Raw genomic sequence first — 23,713 nt, 5'->3', positions numbered from 1 at the left:
GGCCAATTTTTTTCTATCCAGCGGTGCGGTTAAAGTTTGGCTGAGCTCGGTCGACGATATTTGTAGCTGTGCTACTCAGTTCTCGTTGCCGGATACGACGTTGTGAGTAAAGTGCATTCGATCAGTGTGTTGATTTCAACATTCAATCGCTGTACCTATCTGCAGGAGTGTCTGGACAGCCTGCTGGCGCAAAGCAGGCCGGCTGACCAGATCATTGTCATAGACGACGGTTCGGAAGACGACACAGAAGCGGTGGTTGGTCGCTACGAGAGCGTGCTCTATGTTCGTCAGGTCAATAGCGGCAAGTCGGTAGCCCTGAACCACGGCATGGATCATGTGACAAGCTCACATGTCTGTTTCTTCGACGATGACGACTTCATGCTGCCCGACGCATTGGCCATGCACATCGAGGTTCTTAGCGACGGGCCGAACAACGCTTACAGCTACAGTCCGCATCTCGTCTTTGCAGAAAAGGCCGGCCAGCGCATCGACGATCCAGCGAAGTGGCAGCCCGTGACGCGGCCGCAGAGTGCTAGCGACGGAGAAATCTTCATCAGGACGCTGGAATGGGGCGACCAGTTCCTGACTTATCTGCAGGGGATGTTGATACGCGCCGACGTTGTGAGAACGTTGGGCGGTTTTGATAAGGAACTGCTTCGCGGTCAAGACTACGACATGATGCTGCGGCTGGCGTACTGCGTTCCTGCATTAGACGTTGGCAGCCCAACCTTTGTCATGCGTAATCATGCCGGAGCCCGCGGGCCCGCTCGAGACCGGCACAGCGTAGAGCGGCGCTTTGAGGTTTGGCATCGTTACGATCAAAGGATAATCCGTGGCTATCGCAACGAACTGACGCTCTCGGAATATTTGCCTTCCGCAGAATGTTTGAACAAATCCGATCTATCAGCGGAGGAGCGCTGCAAAGCCTTAGTCACACGATTTCGGATTATGTTCGCGCACGGGCTCTTTACAGAAGGTCTGGAGGACCTGCAGCGTATTTGTAAGGAGCCGCAATTGCAGTCAGATCAGCAAGCGAGAATATTGGCATCATTGGTCAGTGCAACAAATTTCCAACATCAGTACCTCGTAAAAAAAGCGCGCCCAATAGCTCGTGGGCTTCGCCAAATCGAGCGGAACAGCGGGACGGCGATGCCGCTGTGTAAACACGCTTCGAAGGGCATGTATTGGTCGCTAGTCCGCAGCATTAAGCGGCAGGATATCTCCAGTTCGATCCGTCTGAGTGCTTCCTTGTTGATGCTCTTACGCTGAATGAAGGGGGAGGACGCTGTTGATGCTCTTACGCTGAATGCAGGGGGAGGACGCTTAGTGGTCAATGGCCGAATTTTTTTGTAACGACGCGACTGAGGCGAGTAATCGCTAAGGATGTCGCTGTATGTAAGGGTCGCCAAGTGCCATCGTGTTGTGGCCAGTTCGCTAACAATCGTTGCAGGGCTGTCCAAGTAATTGGGTCCGCCTCAGAGGTGCATGTGATCGTGGATGATAAGGGATACGACAAGCTTGCGCATCCGAGCCCAGATCGAAACACGAGGCAGCCAGTACATAGTTCCACGAAAACGCAACTCGATTCACGGCAATCATAATTTAGACCGATGCGCCTATAGTGATCGACATTTGGCGGAAAGCGTGTTTGCTTGATTGAAACAGTAAAGTGCTCTGGCTTGTCGCTTTGACAGAGTGACAACACGTTACGAAGCCGTTGTCGTGATGACTTACCTGCTGCCATGGCTGCCTACGCTAAACGAGAATACGTTCTAATAAAGAATTGCGATACGTTAAATCATCCTTCAGGCCGTATTCTTAGTAGCGGAGATGCTTTTAGGCGCTCATCTCACAGCTCATAAGACTGTTTTTTATGATCGGAAATCGAATTAAACTATCATTCGCTATGAGTAATCAAAAGAAATGCACGTTTGCATAACAACCTATAGACCAGGTGCCGCCACTATTGCGATGCTGGATAGTCTTGCGAATACCGATTTTCCCGAGGAGTTAGCCGCCATATGGCTTATTGAAAACGGCACCAGCACGTTAAATCTCGACTTATCAGAATCGATCTTGCAATCACTTCCGCTAAAACGGGTGGCACTGCTCGACGCTGGTGTAGCAAGAAGCCGACAGTGGTTGGTCGACCATTTGCAAACTGGCGTCATAGTCTTTCTTGACGACGACGTGATAGTAGATAAATATCTTTTGGCGAGTTATTCAAAAATAACAAAAGAATTTGGACTAGGTCATTTCTTTGGTGGCGCGCTGCGCGTCCGAACGAGTAAAACTCCGCCAAGTTGGATAGAACCGTATCTGCCTGCAAGCGCGAGAGGCTGGGAACCGTCGACAAAAGAATTTAACGAAATATCCAATCCTTTATTTCTTGGTGCAAATTTTTGTGCATATTCGGAAGATATAATACGGGCCGGTGGATTCGATTTTCGCTTCGGTCCTGGTTCGTCTGTTCCTGGTACAGCCTCGAATCCGACGGGCCATGAATTGGTCATGCAACAGCGTCTCACCGCTGTTGGCTGCACTCCAATCTACGCGCCAGAGGCGATCGTGACCCATAATGTTGCGCCTGAGTGCTATACGCAGATATGGGTTTTGCATCGAGAGTATCGAAACGCGTTGACTCAAGGTATTCTTCACGGCGATCGTCAGCCAGGTAAGCCACCGCGCTGGATGTGGAGAAAATTGGCTTCTCTATGGATCCGTGCTCAAGGGGCTAAAGTCTCGACAAATCACGCCTTGAAACTCAAGCGTCTGTCTGAGTTTTACAATTGGAAAGGATTTGTAAATGGAATTAGATTGAGTGCCCGCTCGAACGCTCCGGATGAGTAGAGCAATGTATTTTATAAAAATATAAATCGGCTTGCATATAGGCGAAGTGAGAATTGTCTTAAATAAGTGTATCGTCGGGCTTATCGCTAAAATAATTGTAAAGCTGCTGCGACATGGTTTGAGCCATTATCGGCTTAGGTAGTAGCGCCCGAAAGGCGGCTCAGGTACCGCGATCGCTTTAAAATAGGTCGTATCTAGTAGTCTACGCGCGAGGTGTTGAGAACAAGCTCACTGGCGACATGGCTCCCGTAAAGTCGTGCAGTCGTCATGGGGCGGTCAGCGTCGTCGAAAATGCCAGTGTGGTGATGCTGCAGCATATCGACGAAGGGTCTGATTGACGCCGCACCAATGGCGACGCTGGCCGAGATCCGTCCACGCGACGCTCATCTGGATCGCTGTTTAATCATCGACCGACGTAATTCACTATTGTGGAAGAACGATGAGGTTGAAGCGTTGATATGAATTTAACGCGGGGCGGCCATCGTCTGTAACCGTTAGAAGCACGTGAATTGATTCCGAACCCCTCACCTCGGGCAGGGTGAGTTGCGCCATATCGGAATGGCTGTTTTCGACGGCACGGTCCGTTGGCGTCGCTGTTTCCTCTCTGAGAACCTGCCAGTGGTAGGAGAGATTGTTGCCGTCTGGATCGCGCCACGTGCCGCTACGCAGATTGATTTTTTCGCCAGCGCTCACGCGCCTGACTATTCGTTGTGTGCCGCTCTCTTTGGTCGGAGCATGGTTGGCCTTGTCGTAGGAGTTTACGGCCCAGTCAAAGCGGGCTGCGTAGTCGGCCTGAAAATGCGGTCTCCATCGATAAACTGTAGCCCAGTGCGGCGACATGTCGCTTGTATAGGTGCCGACATGGTCGACGGCGTCGCTATATCGGGTGGCGTTTTTGGGCTCAGGTATGAGGCGCCCGCCCCAATTCGTCCAAGTTAGATGGGCGGGTATGTTCAGCCCGTTTGAAATAAGTCCCATGTAGGTACACGAGTCGCCGCCCTTGATCCCGCGTACTTTTCCAATCTTATGGCTGTAGGTGTCTCCGCCGCGGTAATCCGGATAGATATCGCCTAAAGCGCCGTGTCCTCTGATGTTATCTTGAATCCATTGTGAGCTCACTAATGAAGTGTCCCCGCCTCGGTACATGCCGCGGCCGCCCTCGCTGCGAGTCACGTAGAATAATTCGGGGAACCTTGATTTGATCCAGGCGGCGGTCGAGTCCTGGTCGCCGCCTGCTATGACTCGTATCTTGTTCACGAAAGTTCTAAAATCTTGCTGGCTACGTAGCTTTCGGACCTTCCACAACGCCTGAGCCAGGTCGGCAGGACCGCCCCATATGACGATCCATACCGGTCGATCGTCCGGCTTGTCGACCATTTGAATAATCCAATCCGATCCCTCGGTATCTTTTCGCTCGCCGATGCTCTCATACACCGGCACGTCTTCACCGGCATTGGGTTGCCCGCTTTTGATGACGTTGCGCAAGCTGTCAGCGCTCGGATAATCCTCGTCGTGTAGTAGGAGGTTGGGCTGGACTTCTCCATAGGCGTTCACGATTTTGCGGATGATCTCGGGCCTCACGACATGTCCGTGTTGCAGCCCGGATGAGGCAATTAGCCCCTCGATATCAAACTCATTTGCATAAAGCATCAGCCGAATCATCGACTGGGAGTCGTCGGGTTCGCGCACGCCGGGGGTGATGCTGGTCATATCCGTCAAGACGATGATTCGCGGCTTAGATGCGGGCTGGCTACTCGCATCATTGACAAGCTCTTCAGCGTAGTGCTGACTAGGCGAGCGTTCGGTCGCCCAGCCCTCACGCGCGCAACCTCCGCAGGCCAGCAGGGCAACGATCGCGATCAAAATCGGCCGACTTGATGGTTTGAATCGAAACATTAGGTGCCTCAGCGATAGACAGTTGTAGTACATCGGGAGAACTGCTCGAGAGAGAGACTGAATTGTCTATCGCATAAACGGTTGTCTACTCAACCGCCACAAGAATGCGGCTGCTTCTTTCCGCTGTTATAACCCGACGGAAGCTGTCCAGGCTATAAGACGTGTGATAAATACAACACGCGACTGAGGAGTAACTATGCTTTCATCGATCGAAAAACAGTAATGCGCGCGCGCCTAGATTGGGCTCACATACGGCCTCTTTAATCAGGCGTGCAAACGACTTAAATGCACATCGCGCGTCAACAGGTTGCGCGTTCGATAGCACCACGCTGATTTGCGCGTCCCTCTAATAGCTAATCGACTTCGGGTCGATCGCCAAGGCCGCGCCAGCTAGGATTGGTAACTAATCAAGTATCGACTTGTGCGGGACGGCGTGAAATCATGAAGGCTGGTCGGCGCTAGGACTCCCTCTGAGTAGTGACCGTTTATCTACGAACTTTCAGCTACGGTTGGTGATTTCAATCCATAGCGGTAAGGCAATTCGCGAACCGCTGGCCGACCACAACGCGTTCTTCTCACACAAAGCGTGAAGAAGTATCGGATAATCTTACAAAACTAAGACTGCGCGCACGAAAAAATATGTAACCGCTTGTTTATACATAGTAGGCTCGAATTTTGCTTCTCGGATTAGCAGTCGAGGGTCTGCATGCCAGGTGAGTGAAGGGGCGAAATCTGTCGATCGCACTTCCGCCGGTGTAGCAGCTGCACAACTCCTGTATCAGCTTGGGGGATAGCGGCCGTGTCAGCAGAGCAAAAAGTCATCGTCGTGCTTTCGGTAATCGTGCCGTTGCACAACGAAGAAGAAAATGTCGGTTTGTTGTATACCGCACTCACTAGCGCTGTTGGAGCTATAGGGGCCGAATACGAACTGATTTTTGTCGACGACGGTAGCCGTGACAAAACATTCGAGGTGGCTGCAGACTTGGCTGCTAGCGATGACCGCTTGCGTATTGTCAAGCTGCGAAGAAACTACGGCCAGACTCCAGCAATGGTCGCCGGCATAGACCAGGCTCGTGGAAACTATCTGGTCACGATGGACGGGGATCTACAGAACGATCCAGATGATATCAAGTCCCTGATTGACAGACTCGATGAAGGTTACGACATCGTGGTGGGATGGCGCCATAAGCGAGATGACCGCTGGCTGACAAGGAAAGTACCCTCACTAATCGCCAATTGGCTGATCGGAAAGGTGACTGGAATACCGATCAAGGATAATGGTTGTTCGCTGAAAGCCTATCGGCGCGATGTGATCCAGAGTGTGCCGTTGTATTCCGACATGCATCGCTTTATTCCGGCCATGGCATCGGTCACTGGTGCACGGGTCACCCAGATGAAGGTGCGTCATCACGCAAGGCGTTTTGGTGTGTCCAAATACGGGCTTTTGAGAATATACAAGGTCTTGATCGATCTCTTTGTTGTAAAGACCGTGGCCTCTTTCGCAGAAAGACCGTTGGTGTGGTTCAGCGCACTGGCCTGGCCGTCGATTGCAATCAGTTTCTTCGCAACTGTCATCTGCATCCGCGACGCGTTCTTCGAGTCCGGCTATTCCCTGGTCGCGGCTGGAGTCGCGTTCTTATTCGGATCTGCAGCGATCTTCGCCATCCTCGGCGGGGTCATGTGCGAAATGATCTACAGGACCGGCAATCTGAGGCTGCACGAGCTGGCCATGATTACCGCCACCCAACCGCGAGCCCACGGGAACGACCGTCGTAAACTAAGGAGTTGATAAGCAATGTCACTTGCCTCCCAGAATAATCGGCGCCCGGAACAACTCTATCCCCACTCGTTATATCGACGGGCGTCAGAGAGTACCGATGACTCGATCGACGAAAGAAGAGTGGCGCCAGTTGTCGATTTGTCGGTCGTGATACCGATAAGCGAACGATACGACGACGTCAAAGAACTATACGAAGCCTACAAGGCTGATCTGGATGGAACGAATTGCTCTTACGAGATCATCTATGTTCTCGACGGTCAGTATGCCGAAGTGCTTTCGACGCTCAAGGCATTACTGGACGAAGGCGAACCCATTAAGATCATCCGTTTCGCGCGCTCGTTCGGCGAGGCGACCGCACTCAGTGCGGGATTTGCCAATTCCGACGGCCCGTTGCTGCTGACGTTACCTGCCTATTATCAGGTCGAACCCGGGGCAATGACCCGAGTAGTCGATGCGCTGGAACAGCACGATATGGTCGTAGGGCGGAGAAGCGCGCGAAAAGATTCCGGCTTCAACCAATTACAGACCCGCGTATTCTATCGAGTGCAGAAGTTCATCACGGGCTTCGAACTGCACGATCTGGGTTGCGGCGTGCGCGGTTTCAAACGTCAGGTCGTCGAAGAGGTGTTCATCTACGGTGACCAGCACCGCTTCCTGCCAATCATGGCTCAGCGCTGGGGTTTCAAGGTGGTAGAAGTGGATCTGCCCCAGTCGTCGAAAGATCGCTATCGGCGGGTCTATCGACCCGGCGTATATCTGCGGCGCCTACTGGACTTGCTCACGGTTTTCTTTCTCGGCAAGTTTACGAAAAAGCCGCTTCGATTCTTCGGTCTTATCGGCAGCGGGCTCGCATTCATCGGAGCGATTACCTTAACCTGGTTATTGATCGACCGATTGTTTCTCAGTGAGCCGCTAGGAGACAGGCCGGCAATTCTGGCGGGCTCCTTACTGATTGTTCTAGGTATTCAGATTTTCGGACTGGGTTTGATCGGAGAGTTAATTATCTTTACGCACGCCAAAGAACTTAAAGAATACACAATAGAGGAAATCATAAACTAAGAGCATCGCCATACATGCGCGGGCAGTGAAGGCTCTTTGGCATCGGGGGAAGATATTGCAGGCCGTGAATTATCATCGCGTGCTCAAGGCATTCATGTGTCTGGCGATCGCTCTAGGTGCGTATGCAAGGCTTCGTGGCTTGGGGACCTGGCCGTGGGCGACTGATGAATATCTTACCAATCAGTCGGTCGCGAATATCATCCGGTATGGCGTTCCTGCGTTTGATTGCGGCGGCTATTACCTGCGGGGAATTTTCCTGCAGTACTTGATCGCGCCACTTGAGTGGGGAGGGATACACCCCGAGTTGGCGGCACGTCTGGTGCCGGTCGCTTTCAGCTTTGTTGCGCTTGCGGCCGTGTATTTCCTGGGCAAGCGGCTGTCAGGCACTACAGTGGCCTGTGTATGCGTCAGCTTGCTCAGCCTGTCGCTCTGGGAGATCGAGTTTGCGCGTTTTGCGCGAATGTACATGCCTTTTCAGGCGATCTTTCTTTGCTACCTCTTGGCCTTGCACCGAGTAGTCGTGGATCGCCACACAGCAGCCTTCGGTTGGTTGTGGCTGCTGTCGCTGGCCGGCGTATTTACTTGGGCCGGCGGCCTGTTCCTACTGGTCGTCAATTTTCTGCCGCACGCAATCAAGGATTCGCCGGGCCGCTTTCGTCATATGGCGGTCAGCGGCGCGCTTCTGCTTGTGGGATATATATATAGCGGGTGGAATTTCAGGGTCATGGGGGCGGTACCGCCACTCCCGAGCGATGTGCCTATAAATCTTGTTGGCGAGCATGTCGTGATGCCGCCGCTGCTCTTATCGACCTTGTCGTCCCATCCAGCCTGGTTGGTTGGCGCGCTTCTGCTACTTGGACTCTCCCTGGCGGTAATTGTTACGTTGGTACGTGCGTACGGCATCGCGGCGCGTGAGCGTATCGGCTGGACGGCGCTGGTCATTCTGTCGCTTTTCAACCTGTTCGGCTGTGTCGTACTCGGCCTCGTCCTGCTGCTGTTGCTAGGTTGGATTGATATACGGCGTGCATCTCGTCGCTGTGCGTACATCGTGGCACTGGCAATCGCTTCAAACTTCGTGTTCTGGTTTGCGTATGCACTGTTGACGCATGGTTGGTATGCGTTGTTTCCTGGGTTCAAGCCGGGCGGCGAATTGAGCAAGCTTGCTGTCGTATTATTCAAGTACCCCAACGTGGTCGATTCGACTCTCGCCCCGTGGCTTGCTGCCGTGCCGACGTTGGCCGTGCTGCTAGGTGGACTCGCGGCTGCGGCAGTCATCTGGAGTGTTCTGGGACGCGACGAAGAACGAGTACACAGTCTGCGCCTGACGCTCGCCGTGTGTGTGGTCATGGTCGTGCTGGCGTCGCTGGTGGATACGAAGTACATCCGAACGCGATATACGTTTTTTCTACTCCCGCTGTTGTATCTGGTCGCGATGACGGTCATTCATACGCTCCTTGTCCGGCCCATCCGAAGCTATCCTAAACGAAGCGCTGTGGTTGGATTGACAGTTATAGCGACGATGGGGCTGACAGAGGATTTTGGCTGGGCGCACTTGATTCACGTTGACAGCACGAAATGGAACTATCGGCTGCCTTACGGCGAGGCGCTTACTGCCCATTATTATCCCCGCGAGGATTTCCGTACGCCGGCACAGTACGTCAATCGGCACGCCGGCCCACAGGATTTGGTCGTCACAACGAAGCCGGTAGCCACTTACTATCTCGACCGCACAGATTACGTGTACTGGAATTACAGTTGGGGAGAGTTCGCCGGTATCTCGTGCGACGCTGGTAGACGAGAGCGCTGGAGTGGCAGCGATTTGCTTTATCGTCGCGACGATCTGTTCGATGCAGTCGACAAGTCAAACGGCAATATATGGCTGATAACGCTTGTGGGCGAGGTCCGCCCGCCGATAGACGAATTGAGTGAGCGATACTCTGTGACTCTGGTTTATCGCGGTCTGGCAGGCGCTATCGGTGTCTACAAGATTGAAAGAGCGCAGTGAGTTGAAAGCCGTGGGCTACAGTGCAAGTAGTAGTCCGGATCGGATACCGAATGGCTATGTCTAAAAATATAATACGTGCCATCAAGCTGCTTGTGAGTGTCGGCTTGATCGCCTACCTGATCTACACCGTTGACTGGGCGCGTGCGATCACCGAGCTTCGTGGCGTCAATCGGTACCTCGTTTTTCTGGCCGCGCTCATCTTCATGTTCAATACGGTCGTCACCTCTGCTTGGAAATGGCAGATATCGCTGCGGATCCATGGCCTGCCTTGGCGTTTCCCTGGGTTGAGCAAGATACTTCTCATCGGACTTTTCCTGAACAATTTTCTACCCTCTGCCATCGGCGGCGATATCTATCGCGTGTATCGGACCATGCCTCAAGGCGGTCAGAAATCACGTGCTGTGTCTGCCGTGCTGCTCGATCGAGTGATGGGCCTGCTTTCACTGTTCGTCGTCGGAGCGCTCGGCGCCTTGATGCTGTATCTGGCGAATCGGGATCCGCGCTTTGGACTGCTGACCCTTGTGTTGGCGGCTCCGCCGCTGGCGGCTGCTATCTTTCCGTTTGTGTTCAGGCTGTCGTTGTTCAGGCCGTTGTTCAAAAAATTGGGCCGCGTGAAAAAATTGGATCCGCTGGTGGCCAACACACGCTTGATATTTGGCGACAAGCAAGGTGTTGCAAGGCTGGCCGCGGTCTCGCTGCTGTTCCATATTCTGGCTGTCACGGCAATCGCATTGTTGTTTGCCGCGGCTCACGCCCCTGGTTTGTGGGCAGAAAGCGCCGTTGCGGATACGACGTACGCCACGGTCGCTTTGCTCCCCATTTCGATAAATGGCCTGGGCGTCCAGGAGGGGTCATTCGCATTTACGGCGCAACAACTGGGCATCAGCTTCAGTCATGCGGTGATCGTCGCGCTGGCCCTGAGACTCATCGCTTTACTGACAAGCCTGATCGGCGGTGGACTTGTCTTTTTGTTCGACAAAGGGCGCTCCGCCGACCTCGACCTTGCTACAGAGACAATCAAGCGATCGCCGCATTGATCGTCGGCTCGGTAATGCCCCCAGAAAAGAGCGCGGGTCAGAAGTGGAATTTTCTCGTACCCTGAACCGAGGAGGTTTCCGCGAAGAAATCCCGTTACACCGACAGCCAGATCCTGGCGATCCTGAAACAAGCCGAAGTTGGCACCCCGGTACCGGAGCTCTGTCGTGAACACGGCATGAGCTCGGCCACGTTCTACAAGTGGCGCAGCAAGTACGGCGGCATGGACGCCTAGCTCATGGCCCGCATGAAAGAGCTCGAGGACGAAAACCGGCGCCTCAAGAATATGTATGCCGAAGAACGCCTCAAGGCCGAGATCGTCCAGGAGGCGCTCACAAAAAAGTGGTAAGGCCATCTCGCCGCCGCGAGATGGCCCAGCGCAGCGTGGCTGAGCACGGCTTGAGTATCCGGCTGGCCTGCGCCGCGTTTTCGATCAGTGCGACATGCTACCGGTACCAGCCCCGATTATCCGATGAAAATGCCGAGATCGCGGATTGGTGAATGCGTCTGGCCGATACCCACTGTCGTTGGGGCTTTGGCTTGTGCTTTTGGTACCTGCGCAACGTCAAGGGCTTTCGCTGGAATCACAAGCGCGTGTATCGAATCTATCGTGAGCTCGAATTGAATCTACGGATCAAGCCGCGCAAGCGCTTGCGGCGCGAGGTGCCGGAGAAACTGGCGGAGCCCGAGGCGATCAACCACGCCGGGTCCATGGATTTCATGCACGATCAGCTCAGTGATGGCCGAGGCTTCCGGTGGTTCAACGTCATCGACGATTACAACCGGGAAGGCCTGGGGATCGAAGTCGATCTATCCCTGCCCTCGGCACGGGTCATCCGCAGCCTGGAGCAGATCATGGAATGGCGCGGGAAACCGAAGGCGATCCGCTGTGACAATGGGCCGGAGTACGTCAGCGGTCCGCTGACGGTCTGGGCCGAGAAACACGGCATTACGCTGCAATACATCCAGCCCGGCAAGCCGCAGCAAAACGCATACGTCGAGCGCTACAACCGAACCGTACGAACCGACTGGTTGGAGCCAAACCCTATTTGAATCGATCGCTAACGTCCAGGACGCCGCGACCGAATGGCTCTGGACTTACAACAACGAACGCCCGAACATGGCGCTCGGCGGCATCACACCCAAGCAGAAGCTCGCAATGGCCGCTTAGCTCCACTTTTGACTCGCGTTAAAAATGGGGGGATTACCGCGGGCTGACAGAGTTCTTCGAGCATGATGGTTGGCGCAGCGTGGTCAAGCCCTGGCCATATTCGTAATATTTAGGTATTGCGTGAGACCCGTCTAATAACAACAGAGCAGGCTAGCGCCGAACGAAAACAGGTCGCGCGGGTGCGCCTTGGGCGATAGCGCGGGGTTCGAGCGTTCCACTGACTACCGAATTTGGCGAAATGATGCAGTGATCGCCGATGTTCGCGCCGTCGAGGATGGCCGCGCCGGCGCCGATCCAGACGTCATCGCCGATACAAATTCCTTTTGAACTCTTTCCTTGTTGCGCGATTGGTACGTCAAGCCGATCGTAGCGATAGTTCACTCCGGCGATTATGACGTTTGGACCGATCATCGTGTGGTTGCCGATGGTAACGCCACCGGCGTCGGCAGCAATGAAGCAGCCACTGCCAATATCGACATCGTGCCCGATGACCAGTTTGCCGGCTGTGGCCTTGATCTTGACGAACGAGCTGATCTGGCTGCGACGTCCTATAACGAGATTTGGCGTCAGCTCGACTTCCGCACGCGGACTGACCAAACAGCGATAACGGACGAAATAGATAAGCGTCACGACCACGCCTGGAACGAAGAAACGCTGTGCTACGGCCTTGAGCTTCATGGGTTCGCAGTATGGTGCGCCACAGCTTCGTCAAGTTCTGCGACGGTCGTTATGCGTTCGATCTCTGTCATTGTAAAGCGTATGTCGTACGCCTCCTCGACCGCCGTCACCAGGCGTAGATGGCCCATAGAGTCCCAGTCGGCGGCGTCCGATCCGCGGCGAAGTTCTGGCGTAACGTCGGTAAGCTCAATGCCCAGCGTATCGGCGATTATCGATCGAAGTTGCTCGTCCATTTCAAGGAGTTCCGTTGTCGATGGTTCTAATGGAGATCTTCAACGCCGTACATTCGCGCAGTCGAGTGCCGGGCTGTCGCATGTCGTATTGTTTGTTGCCGATCTCGTCCTCGGCTAGCAAATTGAATCCCTGCGACTCGTAGAACGAGTGGGCAGGGCGGTTCTTGGCTGTAGGCGCAAACCGTGCGAGCAGTCGCGTACCGCCATGCTCGGACACGTACTGCCTGATTCGATTGCAGGCAGCGGTCTCGATTTCGCGCCCGAGTGCGCGGCAACTCATTACGAAACTATCAATCTCCGGCACCTCGCCAGTCAGATCGACCAGATAGGTGCCGATCAGCCCGAGATCGCCAAAATTATCCTTCACGCGAATCCACTCGAACAGCCAGTCTTCTGACTCGGTGAACTGTTTCAACTCGCCTGACGTATAACGCTTGGTTGTCAAGTTGAATTGGTTTGTCTTGGAAAACAGTTGATGCAAACGCGCCAGGTCGCGCTCCGAGGCTGGCCCGATTTCTACAGCTGTTCCAAGGTTTTCGAGATACGTGGATAGATCAGTTGCACTCCGCAGTTGCTCTGTGCGGGCCGCGTTCTCGAGATACTGTTCTGTCTTGCGTGTGTCTTCGTCGGTGAGCGTGAGCTTGTCGAAATACCAGCTCTTAAGTAAAAGACCGGGGTAATCGCTAGGATCACGCGGCAGCTGGATGACTTCGACCTCCGGCAACGTCTGACGCACGAGCTCGCACTCGGCAGGGTTGTCGTCCACGAAAACGACGCTGTCGACGCCGATATTGAGTTCGGCGGCGATACTCTCGATGTTCAGCGGCTTGTGTTCCCAATTAACGCGCCAGGCGGCGAAATCGGATCGCCTCAAAGGCATATCAATTGCGGCAAAGGCCTCGTCAACATCTGCTGGGTTGTTCTTGCTCACCAGCGCTAGAATTACGCCACGCGCCTTGATGTCCAGCAGCGCTCGCTGGAACTCACGGAACGCTTCCCCGGACGGATCGCCTTCTTCGATCTGCAGCCCACCGATACCGTCTTCGCCAAGGATGCCGCCCCAGAGCGTGTTGTCCAAGTCGAGCATCACGCATTTTTTCGCAGGCCGAGCCAGAGCACAGAGCGCTCGTGCAATGGTTTCAGAGGCAAGCCCAAGGCCCGGGCCATTCCATTCAATCTTGGCGAGGTGATACATCCGCGCGTTCCAGCTTGCCTCACGGCCGGCATTCGCGATCGCGAGATCTATATCGAGTACATGTACACGCGGATCATCGCGATAAGCGAGTGCCAGATTGTCGTTGAGCCAGCCAACGAGCGATGCCGAGCCAGCTGGGCTACGCCGGTCGGCCAGCCCGAGCGCCGGATACGGCGGATGCAAAAAATCACAGACCATCAAGGTTGCCTGCGTATTTGCCTTGGCCGCTTCGATCCAGTGATTGACGTGATCCAGGACGCGCTGCGCCTCGGCCTGTCGTGTTGCGGCCGACAGCCCCGCGCCGCCACTAATCAGCAGCGGTGCCAGGCCACGCAGCGATAAGGACAGCACAATCGCATCCGGGCGATAAGCACGCAGTGCCGACTGTGAATCGAGCACCGCCTGGACATGCTGATTGTAATCACCGATGTGATTCTGGAGCACAACATCATGCATCAATGCAGAAACCGTTGCGTGACGAAGCGCTGGCTCCAACGTGTGGTTTCCAAGCCAAGCAACTTTGAGATCAATCGGCAACCCAGTCTTGGTAATCCGCTTGTAGCTGCGTTCGACTCGTGCCGTCGTCAGTTCGCCGTCGGCAAGCTCTCCCTGCAACGCTTTCAGATCGGCTCGTGCGTCCATTTTCTTGTCGGTAGCGCGCATTAACCTCCCCCTGTAACTTTCTCGTTGCGCGCCACGATGGGCGAACTTACGAATTGTCTGCCGCCACTCCTGCGAGGCACAGTCGCTCCAGGTCCGGTTTTCGAGCCGTGATCGCCCATGCTCAGCGCGTAATAGGTGTGCATTTCAGAAAAATTTGCGTAACAGAGAACAAATTCAAAAAGTGGGCTTCGAAAAAACATCTGTTCCAGTCTAAAGTATATTCAATAGAATACATCCAGCGGAGACCGACCGCTACGATACCGCGACGTAAGCCAAAGACCGTACGCATCACGGGGTGCGTATCACATACCGGGGCGGCATGATCGAGAACGCAGGCGCGACAGTAGGGCGAGCGCTCGCCGAATGCGTCGAGTATCATCAGCTACGCAGATAACTTGGGAAGTGCGCGGTCGAGGGGGCGTTGCGGGGCGAGTATGCAAGTCTTGATCCATTTCGCGCGGCCTAACCGAACGGTGGTTCGCCAAGGTTGATTACGATGGATTGCCCGGCCATCGCATTCGACCACTGCGAAGCCAAGAATGCGACGGCTTGGCCGACCTCGGCCGGATACACGTGACGCCCGTACTCGCGTGCGGCTCCCATCCGGTCGCGAAAGGTTCGCGGCACCGAGGCAAGCAGATCGGTTTCGGTCATATTGGGGATCACGAGGTTCTCCTGGATATTGGAACGGTTCAACTCCTTTGCCAGGTTACGCGTATAAGCCTTGACGGCGCCCTTGGCCGTTGCGTAGCGGCTTTGACCGCTAACCGGATTGTGTACAGCTACCGTCGAAAAGTTGACTATTTTGCCGGCCCCTTGCTCTCGCATGAGTGGCTCGACAGCCGAGCAGACCATGTGCACAGCTGTGACCGAGATCTCCAATTCTTCCAGATAGTCGTCCCAGTGGTTGGTTATCGTGGGTGATTGATCGAAGCGGCCCACGAAGCAGTTGACCAGAATATCAATGGCGCCGAATGTCTCGGCCACGGCTGCTACAGTTGCTGCAACTTGATCCGCGCTGCGTACATCGCAGCCGAAACAAGCTGCGGTGCCATCCGTCGCGCGGATCGACTCGACCACTTTTTCGGCGTCGGTTTCGCCGCGATAACAGGTTAGCGCCACCGAGGCGCCCAGCAGCGCGGGAAACTTTGCAGTCACTTCGCCAATTCCGCGGCTGCCTCCTGCGACGAGTACTACGCCACCATTCAGTCCCAGGTCGAGATACTTGCGGGCCAGTTCTTCGGGGTTCGGCATATATGCCGGCGGGCTAGTGACCAAGGTCTCAACCGAGCCTGTGGCTACAGGTGTATCACCGACGGTAAACGTCACACTCGTCGATAGCAGCTCGGCACCGCGCTGTGCACGTTGTGTCGTGCCAGCAAGCGCACAAATCTGTCTAGAGTCGACGCGTTTGTTGAACTCGAGAAGCAAAGCTCAGAAATACGGTTCTATGTCCGGGCAGACGCATGCCGACCAGAGGGGATAACATCAACGCTGCCAGCAACTCAGGCGAAACAGAGCAGCCTGGCGTAAGACCCATGGGTATGAGCAGCTTCGACTCGATCTGCTTGAGCAGTCGGGGATCGGTGGCGAAGCCTATTGTTTCAGTTCGCCCTCCGAGCGCATCGAGATCAAGATCGAGCTCTTCAAAGCGCGGCGTAGATAGTAAGCCTAAACCGGTCAGTGACTGATCTGCCGGTGCCGTCAGCCGATAGCGCCCTGTGGCAACGGCCAGCTCTTTTGCGTGCCCGTCGTGCGTCCACGTGGCGTTGAACTCGCCGACGTAGCCATGGGATCTCACAGCTAAACGAAGCAAAAGACGATCGCGTGGCCGAATCGGCTCTCGAAAGTGTCCTTTGAGCGACTCGAAGCGAACTTGGCGGTGCTCCCGACTCAACGACATCAATGCGGCGAGCGAGGCCACGGTAAGTTTGCCGTGCGCCACCCTTTCTCGGAATCGGCTGCGTCGGGCGAAGGCGCCGTCGGTATGTAGTGAGCTGCGATCACCGGTCAGCTCGCGAAACGATCGACAAGCGCCTCTGAGAGCTGAAGCTCACGTTGTATCGTACGGCTTTCCATCCAGACGCTTCCTTTTTTGGATATTCGCAGCAGAACGACCATATGGTCCGCAGAAGAGATTCTTTAGCTTGCTGTGAAAATAAAGGCGTCTAGCGATCGAATAATAGCGCTTACGCGACGCCGCGCCGGCTGCGACTACTGCGCCAGGGTAAATCGGCGCGAGCGCGTCGTATCCGAACAAGGCCAGCGAGGTATAAGAAATGCCCCAAGATCTCCAGATAGAATCCTTCAATAGGCGGTGGCGATGACATCTACCTGAAGTGGTTGGGCCGATATCGATAGCTGTTCAGTGCCACAAACAATAAAAACCCAACGCTAAGCAGAAGCTGTATGGGTTCTTGATCTCCGGCTAGTAGGAAATGCTTGTGCGTATCGGCCGCGGTGCTGAAATCAAACTGTGGTCCGAACCAGCCTGCGAGTGGCGCGCTCAGATAGTCGTAGTAGAAGTACAGCGCAAAAGCGGGAAAAAAACAGAAGGCCACGCCGTAGTCCGGCGTCAGGAGATCGACCGTCTGCCGGTTATGCACTCCCGTCCACGCAACGGTAAATAGCCTCGAGAAAGCTCCGTAAAAGCCCACTGCGATAAACAGGCTATTCAGCGAAAGCTGGCATAAAAATCGATGAAAACTGATATGACCTTCTGCTGCATTCGCAATAGCTGAAGTTCTTGCCTGATCTTCTCCAGGCAGGTGGCCCCAGTTGACCGCTTCGCCGCTTCTCCAGAATAGAAATACGGCGAGCAAAGCATATAGCACGAAAAATAACCTTTGGTGGTTCTCGTATAGCCTCATGCTGAATACGCTAGTGATCAGGCATGCCAGAATATAAACACCGCTTGTTCCAAAGGCGATCGCTCCGTCTTCGGTGATGAAGTGTTCCCGATAAAGCCAAGGCCGGGTTGTCTTTAGCCAGAGACAAAAGCCGATAAACGCGATCGGGAAGAGTGGTAGCGCAAGAACGAAAAACCAATTCGAGATGGACGCGTGGCGATTTGTAACTTCCCTGTTTTCGTTCACGACGCCTCCCTTTTTAATGCTCGAACCTTGACGCGGTCCGCTTTGCGAGCGTACCAGAGCGCGAGCTCCCATTGCTCGCGCCAGCGCGTATTGCCCGCGACATAGCGCGATAATATACGCTTGCCAGACCGCATCGCACGCCGTCCCCGGGCCCATCGAATTCTTAAGCATTGCAGAGCGTCTGTTGCCAAGCGCCGCGTGGCTCCATGACCAGCTTGTCTCGTAACGATCGCCCATCGCCTATCGCGCTTCTCCGTTCGGCAAATAGGGGCAGCGAGTGAACGGCGCCACACTCGTTGGTCTGCGCTGATCAGCTGCCCGAAGAGGCGCGCGCCTATTCCTGTCGGGTGCACCACGATATTCGGGCCTGGATGCGTCGAATGCCGCAATCCCGTACAGCGCTCCACGCCGTCATTGAACTCGCGGGCGAACAGAAATCGTCCTGGCCGCTCTCCACGAGGGGGGCGGAAAGCCCGGTTGCTCGGGCAGCGAACGCAAAAAAGAAGCCTTCAGGTCATGTGACGAGCGGCCGATACCGGGCAAACGGGAGCAATAGGGCCGTTTAAGAAGCCGCAGGCGTGGGGAGCAGGCCAATCAGAGGCCTGAGACAGAGTGTCGAAATCCATAACGCTAGTCGACTTAGGAACGGTAAAATGGTCCATCGAAAATGTCTTACTTCTTGTCTGCCCGTTCTTTTAGCGGGTTTATTACTGACCACTAGCTATCCAGCTAAAGCGCTGGATACGAATCCGGTCACGGTCAGTCTCAAACCGCGGCTTATTGTTCTAACGGATATCAGCAGCATCCAATCTGGCGTACGCGAACCCGACGACGCCCAGTCGCTTATCCGATTGATGTTATATGCAAACGAATTTGATATCGAAGGGCTAATCGCCTCATCGAGCCTGCAGCACGGGCATGTCGTTAGACCCGCGTATATACGCAGTATCGTAGATGCCTATGGGCAGTGTCGGCCGAATCTGGTGACGCATAACAAAAGCTATCCTGATTTCTACAACAAGAGTTATCCGACTGCCGATCAATTGCGACAGGTCATCAAATCCGGTCAACCTAACGCGGACAACGGGATCTCTGTGTCGCAAACTATAGGTGCCGGAAAAGACACGCAGGCATCAAACTGGATCGTGAGCGCGGTGGACAAGCCAGACAATCGGCCCGTATGGGTCACGATCTGGGGTGGCCCTGCCGATCTGGCCCAGGCACTCTGGAAGGTAAAACAGACTAGGAGCAGTGCGCAGGTCGCTAAATTCGTTTCGAAAATACGTGTTGTCGCTTCGGGCAACCAGGATCCGACCGCAGGTTGGATCAAGACAAACTTCCCGCATATGTTCTATGCGACACGCAAGGAAGGTGGTCGAGGAATGTATCGTGGTGGCGATCAGTCTTTGGTCAGTTCCTCGTGGGTTCAGCACAATATCCGAGGCCATGGCGCTTTGGGCCAAATGTATCCGGACTACCATGGCGGTGATATCTGGTCATGGAAGCTGGGTAAGGTAAACGGCATCAAGGGCGGTGATTCGTCCAGCTACATGGGCCTGATTCGCAACGGCCTCAACGTACCTAATACGCTTACAGCGGAAAACTGGGGCGGGCGTCTGCAAGTAGACGGACGTAATCACGACCGGTATTGGGACGCCATCGACCGAGTGGGCAATTACCAACACGACATATCGCCGTATATCGCCGCCGTCTATCGCTGGCGCCCGGACTTCCAGCCCGACTACGCGGCGCGTTTCGACTGGTGTGCCAAACCCTATAGCCAGGCCAATCACAATCCGATGAACAGCACCGGCAACGCAGTGATCAATGAGCGCGTTGCCTCGGGCAAGACCATCAGGCTGAACAGCGGCGACTGGAGCGATCCGGATGGGAACAATCTGGCGTTCCATTGGCAAAAGATGAATGAAGAAAGCAGCTACGGTGGCGGTGTAAGCATGCAAAATGGAAATACCGCATCCCCTTCCATTACGGCTCCGAATGTGAGCCGCACGCAATCGATTCACATGCTGTTGACAGTAGAAGATGACGGCGAGCCGTCGCTTGTCTCCTACAAGCGAGTCAACATTACGGTGTCGCCGCGGTAAGTCTGCTGGATGGCTCGGTCAGACCACGAATTCGTCGACAGATCCGATAATGGATACGGTCGAATCATGACCTGACGAGTCTGCAGCATAGATACCGCAGCTCGGCTTGCTACGGTCATCGATTTTCGAGTGGGTTTCAGGTGGGATGCGACAGCAGTTGCATTCCACTTTTTTATGTCTGCGGCTTCATTGATGGGGGCCTGGAGTCACGTTCATATTAAGTGTTTTATATAGCGGCAATAGCCGCCACGAAAGCTTTCCAGGCGAGCATGCCGCAGGCGTTGTTGTCGACTTTAGAGCGCGCGGCGCAGGAGAGTGCACCATTCGTTCTGTAAATTTGCCCGGCGGTTATGGTCCACGCGGGCCGGCACCTGTTTGTTATAGTGATGTAGACGGCGATAGCCGCGCTTTGGAAAGACTTTGGCACCGTTCTATGTCACGTTCGGGGCCATACATGAGCGGCAACGGCGGCCTTCACCAACTGCTGGGAGCGGCTCGAGGAAAACTCATTACTGGCGGCAGCGCGAACCTGCACAAGCAGGATTTCAGTATATAAATGAAGACATGGGCCAAAAATGGACGAGAGTCACGGGTGGCGAATAGTTGGCGCCTTGGATAGCGCTCGGCCGAATGTTCCGAGACGGACTTCATTGAATTCATTGAACGGGCCATGTTTGAACATCGGGCCAATCACAAGAAACACAGCCCTGCACTGTGGCCTTGGACGCCGATGATCTTCAAGGCGAGTGCCTCCGCTGGTTGGTCTGACAGCTTGTAAGGAAAACGAAACATGGCAGAGACAGGACAGAAACTGGCCTTGGTCACGGGGGCGACAGGCTTCACGGGGGGGCATCTTGCGCGCGTGCTGCTCGAGCGAGGCTGGAAGGTGCGTGCGTTAGCGCGACAGCACGAAGCGGGCAGAGCATTGGCTGCACTGGGTGCCGAGATTGTAGTGGGCGATATTACCGATCGGACGGCAGTCGCCGCTGCGGTGGCCGGCTGCAGCCATGTCTTTCATATCGCCGCCTATTACCGCGGGTCCAGCCTCGATCCGGAGATATACCATGCGGTCAACGTCGAAGGCACAAGACATATTCTCGAAGCCGCCGAGGCTGCCGGCGTCGAACGAGTGGTGCATTGCTCTACAGTTGGTGTGCACGGCGACGTTACGAATGTGCCCGCGGACGAGACCGCTCCATTCGCGCCCGGTGATATCTATCAGGAAACAAAACTAGAAGGCGAGATGCTGGCAGCGCAAGCCTTCGCTGGTCGGCTGCCCGGTGCCATTGTCCGACCGGCCGGTATATATGGGCCTGGCGATATGCGTTTTCTCAAGCTTTTTCGGACGATCCACAAGCGTCAGTTCCGAATGTTCGGCACGGGTGAGGTGCTCTATCACTTCACGTACGTAGCAGATCTGGTCGAGGGGATCCTGCTTGCGGGCACCGAACCCAAAGCCCTCGGTGAGACCGTCATTATCGGCGGAGCACAATACATCACACTTAATGAACTGGTGCGCCTGGTCGCCGATGCCGTGGGTGTGGCACCGCCGCGTGGGCGGCTGCCGATTGCGCCGCTGCTGGTGGCGGCACGAGTTTCCGAGGCTGTCTGCCGGCCGCTGGGCCTGAATGCGCCCTTGCAAGTGCGCCAATGCGACTTCTTTCTCAAAGATCGCGCCTTCGACATATCGAAAGCGCGTCGGCTGCTTGGTTTCACGCCTTCGGTAGCGTTGGACGATGGGTTGCGCCGTACCGCCGAATGGTACTTTCGTGAGGGGCATTTGAAACGGAAATGAGTGGGCGAATCGAATCGAAATTCGACAAATCACACGTTACAAAGTGCCCATCGATGGCAGCAACAAACAAGAACGGGGCGCTATCGGGCCGTCGCCAGTGGCCCAAAACCCTTTGGCAAGGCAACTAGAGCGAACAGGCGGACGATATAGGAGGCTTGCCAATGGTAATCCACGGTGATGACGCGGCTCACGCGCGCCATACCCCGATCATCAGCTGCAATGTCGAATTGGGGATATTTGATGATGTTTTACAGCACTCCCGCAAAAGTCAGTCCAGTACTTTTCCGTTCGATCAACAGTGGAGCGCGCAGTCGATGCAGCACTGGGATCAACCGATTCGAGACGCCGACCCAGAACCGTAGACTATTTGACCCAGTCGCGTTTCGTTCCTGTTAGAACCCTTTTATTGTTTGGAATGTGCCGGCCGCCATAGCCGCTTCAGGCAGCGTCGTTACTGGGCTACTTGCCCTACGGGTTGCGCATGCGCGTTTGCGTAGTCCGGCACCAGCTCCGCCAGGCGCGAGTGTACGGCCTGCTTCTGTCTTGATGCTTCAAGGTCATTCCAGCCCAGCTCATGCGCCATCGTGGTAGTGCACGCCTGCAGGGCCGACTCCGTCAACGTTCCACGTTCTGCCATGGCCGTGCGCCGCAGCACGACGTCCGACACCGATCTTGCCATTTCTTCGCGCACTGCATAGCGACAGCGCGCCTCAAGGATGGATTTTTCGTCTGGCTGGCCGTTCCACATACCGAGCACGCGCTCATAGCGCGTCCCGTACTCCTCCAGGCAATCCACCGCGGCGCTGTCTACACCAGGCCCAAGTCGAAGTTCGATACTCTTGCGCAATTCCCTACGGCCCGGATAATTTTGAGCGCCGGAAAGCGGTGTTTTATGCGTAACGCACCGCAGGCCGGATTTACCAAGCTTGCGCACGGCGGCATCAATCGCTTTTTCCGCTACCTCACGTGCACTGGTGAACTTGACTCCCGACACGCTGAGCAAGCCACCAACGCCGTCTTCGACTTCATGGTCGATGATCCGGCTCTCCCGTGCGCGTCGAATCTCCGGCCCTGTTAGCCCTGCCGCCGGCGTTAATCCGCCGTAGCAATAAACCACGTCGGCCAAGGTGAGCTTGGCAGGCGGGTAGGCCTGGTTGACCTCGTCAAGAAACGCTTTGACTTCGGCCGGCATGACCTGGTAGGTGTCGGGCTGGCCGTCGAACGGCAGATGCGTCGTCCCGATGATGCTCAACCCTCGCCATGGCGTAATGAAGTAAAGGCGTTTACTCTGGCCAACGACCGCATCCGAGGAACGACGGCTTTCGACGCCCACCGCACCCTGCGTGGGAAGCGCTCTGGTAATCACATTGAGCGCCCGAGCCAGCGGTATCACCGTATGGTATCGCGGCCCAATATCCGCACCCAGGACATTGGCCAGCCACGGGCCGCTTGCGTTGATGACCAGCGTTGCGCGGATGGTCAGCTGCTCGCCGCTCAACAGGTCGCGCGCGCTGACGCCTTGCACGTTGGAGTCTTCGGTCAAAAGCCGGGTGGCCTCGACATAATTGGCGGCGTCGGCTCCTGCTTGTACGGCGTCCTGCACGCATTCCAGAACCACGCGGGCCGCATTCTGCATCTGCCCATCGGTCCAGCAGCAGCCGCCGGTGACACGCTTCGAATCGATCCCTGGAATACGCCGTTCGCACTCAGCGCGAGAGACGATCCGAGCGGCAGGCACCAACTGTTCCTCGGCGAGGCCTCGGTTGCGGTCAACGGAAAGTGCGTTATAAAGCTGTGTCGCCGACCATAGCGCTGCGCGGCCCCGTGTTCCGTGGCCGTAGGTCGGAATGAGCACGTCCAGTGGTCGTATCAGGTGAGGCGCGTTCTTCAACCAATGGTTGCGCTCGCGGATGCATTCTCGAACCCGTCGCACGTCAAGATGTTGCAAGTAGCGCAGACCGCCGTGTATCAGCTTGAGCGAGTTGTGCGACGTGGCCTGGCCGAAATCGCCACGCTCGATAAGTGCGACGCTCATCCCGCGAAGCGCAGCATCCCTTGCAATACAGGTACCGTAGATGCCTCCGCCTATGATCGCGATGTCGTAGGATCGAAGGCCCAGCCCGTCTATCGCTCTGTTCATGCTATTTCTTCAC

16 protein-coding genes and 1 pseudogene are annotated in these 23,713 nt (G+C 55.4%); 9 read left to right on the top strand and 8 right to left on the bottom strand.

Annotated elements, in window-relative coordinates:
* The first annotated feature begins 102 nt into the window (after positions 1–102).
* Both ACFOSU_RS13275 and ACFOSU_RS13270 read left to right on the top strand, forming a co-directional pair.
* Positions 103–1,269 (top strand): glycosyltransferase, encoded by a 1,167-nt coding sequence (locus tag ACFOSU_RS13275; RefSeq protein ID WP_380690382.1) that lies wholly within the window; start codon positions 103–105, stop codon positions 1,267–1,269.
* Between the two features lie 702 nt (positions 1,270–1,971).
* Complete coding sequence (locus ACFOSU_RS13270) at positions 1,972–2,850, top strand: glycosyltransferase family 2 protein (RefSeq protein WP_380690381.1); 879 nt, start codon at positions 1,972–1,974, stop codon at positions 2,848–2,850.
* Positions 2,851–3,273: 423 nt separating this feature from the next.
* Here the strand turns inward: ACFOSU_RS13270 and ACFOSU_RS13265 are convergent, their stop codons facing one another.
* On the bottom strand, positions 3,274–4,746 hold the full coding sequence (locus ACFOSU_RS13265; protein WP_380690379.1) for a DUF1593 domain-containing protein: 1,473 nt from the start codon (positions 4,744–4,746) through the stop codon (positions 3,274–3,276).
* Between the two features lie 799 nt (positions 4,747–5,545).
* Here ACFOSU_RS13265 and ACFOSU_RS13260 point away from each other — a divergent pair.
* From ACFOSU_RS13260 to ACFOSU_RS13240, 5 genes and pseudogenes are all read left to right on the top strand, one after another.
* Positions 5,546–6,535, top strand: coding sequence for a glycosyltransferase family 2 protein (locus ACFOSU_RS13260; RefSeq protein WP_380690377.1), 990 nt, complete (start codon positions 5,546–5,548; stop codon positions 6,533–6,535).
* 6 nt (positions 6,536–6,541) lie between these two features.
* A complete protein-coding gene (locus ACFOSU_RS13255; RefSeq protein ID WP_380690375.1) occupies positions 6,542–7,585 on the top strand; it encodes a glycosyltransferase in 1,044 nt (347 codons plus the stop codon).
* 79 nt (positions 7,586–7,664) lie between these two features.
* Positions 7,665–9,590, top strand: coding sequence for an ArnT family glycosyltransferase (locus ACFOSU_RS13250; protein WP_380690373.1), 1,926 nt, complete (start codon positions 7,665–7,667; stop codon positions 9,588–9,590).
* 50 nt (positions 9,591–9,640) lie between these two features.
* The gene (locus ACFOSU_RS13245; RefSeq protein WP_380690371.1) at positions 9,641–10,627 is read left to right on the top strand and encodes a lysylphosphatidylglycerol synthase transmembrane domain-containing protein; all 987 of its coding nucleotides are present in this window, start codon (positions 9,641–9,643) and stop codon (positions 10,625–10,627) included.
* Between the two features lie 83 nt (positions 10,628–10,710).
* Positions 10,711–11,796: pseudogene (locus ACFOSU_RS13240) on the top strand (IS3 family transposase); the annotation flags it as partial.
* A 150-nt stretch (positions 11,797–11,946) separates the two neighbouring features.
* Here ACFOSU_RS13240 and ACFOSU_RS13235 read toward each other — a convergent pair.
* The 6 genes from ACFOSU_RS13235 to ACFOSU_RS13210 form a co-directional block, all read right to left on the bottom strand.
* Positions 11,947–12,474, bottom strand: coding sequence for an acyltransferase (locus ACFOSU_RS13235; protein ID WP_380690369.1), 528 nt, complete (start codon positions 12,472–12,474; stop codon positions 11,947–11,949).
* Positions 12,471–12,707, bottom strand: a complete 237-nt coding sequence (locus ACFOSU_RS13230; protein ID WP_380690367.1) for an acyl carrier protein — start codon at positions 12,705–12,707, stop codon at positions 12,471–12,473. Before ACFOSU_RS13230 ends, ACFOSU_RS13235 begins: the two co-directional genes overlap by 4 nt.
* A gap of 1 nt (position 12,708) precedes the next feature.
* A complete protein-coding gene (locus ACFOSU_RS13225; protein WP_380690365.1) occupies positions 12,709–14,565 on the bottom strand; it encodes an HAD-IIIC family phosphatase in 1,857 nt (618 codons plus the stop codon).
* Between the two features lie 462 nt (positions 14,566–15,027).
* A complete protein-coding gene (locus ACFOSU_RS13220) occupies positions 15,028–15,819 on the bottom strand; it encodes an SDR family NAD(P)-dependent oxidoreductase (RefSeq protein ID WP_380690363.1) in 792 nt (263 codons plus the stop codon).
* A 142-nt stretch (positions 15,820–15,961) separates the two neighbouring features.
* Entirely contained in the window at positions 15,962–16,579 is a 618-nt protein-coding gene (locus ACFOSU_RS13215) for a MaoC/PaaZ C-terminal domain-containing protein (protein ID WP_380690645.1), read from the bottom strand.
* Positions 16,580–16,895: 316 nt separating this feature from the next.
* Positions 16,896–17,897 carry a hypothetical protein gene (locus ACFOSU_RS13210; RefSeq protein WP_380690361.1) on the bottom strand — a complete coding sequence of 334 codons (1,002 nt, stop codon included), beginning with the start codon at positions 17,895–17,897 and terminating at the stop codon, positions 16,896–16,898.
* A gap of 416 nt (positions 17,898–18,313) precedes the next feature.
* Between ACFOSU_RS13210 and ACFOSU_RS13205 the strand changes: the two genes are divergently transcribed.
* Positions 18,314–19,765, top strand: a complete 1,452-nt coding sequence (locus ACFOSU_RS13205; protein ID WP_380690359.1) for a DUF1593 domain-containing protein — start codon at positions 18,314–18,316, stop codon at positions 19,763–19,765.
* A 790-nt stretch (positions 19,766–20,555) separates the two neighbouring features.
* The gene (locus ACFOSU_RS13200) at positions 20,556–21,560 is read left to right on the top strand and encodes an NAD-dependent epimerase/dehydratase family protein (protein WP_380690357.1); all 1,005 of its coding nucleotides are present in this window, start codon (positions 20,556–20,558) and stop codon (positions 21,558–21,560) included.
* Positions 21,561–22,011: 451 nt separating this feature from the next.
* Here ACFOSU_RS13200 and ACFOSU_RS13195 read toward each other — a convergent pair whose 3' ends face one another.
* Positions 22,012–23,700, bottom strand: a complete 1,689-nt coding sequence (locus ACFOSU_RS13195; RefSeq protein ID WP_380690355.1) for a glycerol-3-phosphate dehydrogenase/oxidase — start codon at positions 23,698–23,700, stop codon at positions 22,012–22,014.
* Positions 23,701–23,713: the final 13 nt, after the last annotated feature.

This window comes from Salinisphaera aquimarina (assembly GCF_042643355.1).
GTDB lineage: Bacteria > Pseudomonadota > Gammaproteobacteria > Nevskiales > Salinisphaeraceae > Salinisphaera > Salinisphaera aquimarina.
The sequence above is the reverse complement of the archived record's forward strand: the minus strand, read 5'-3'. Positions and strand labels throughout refer to the sequence as shown.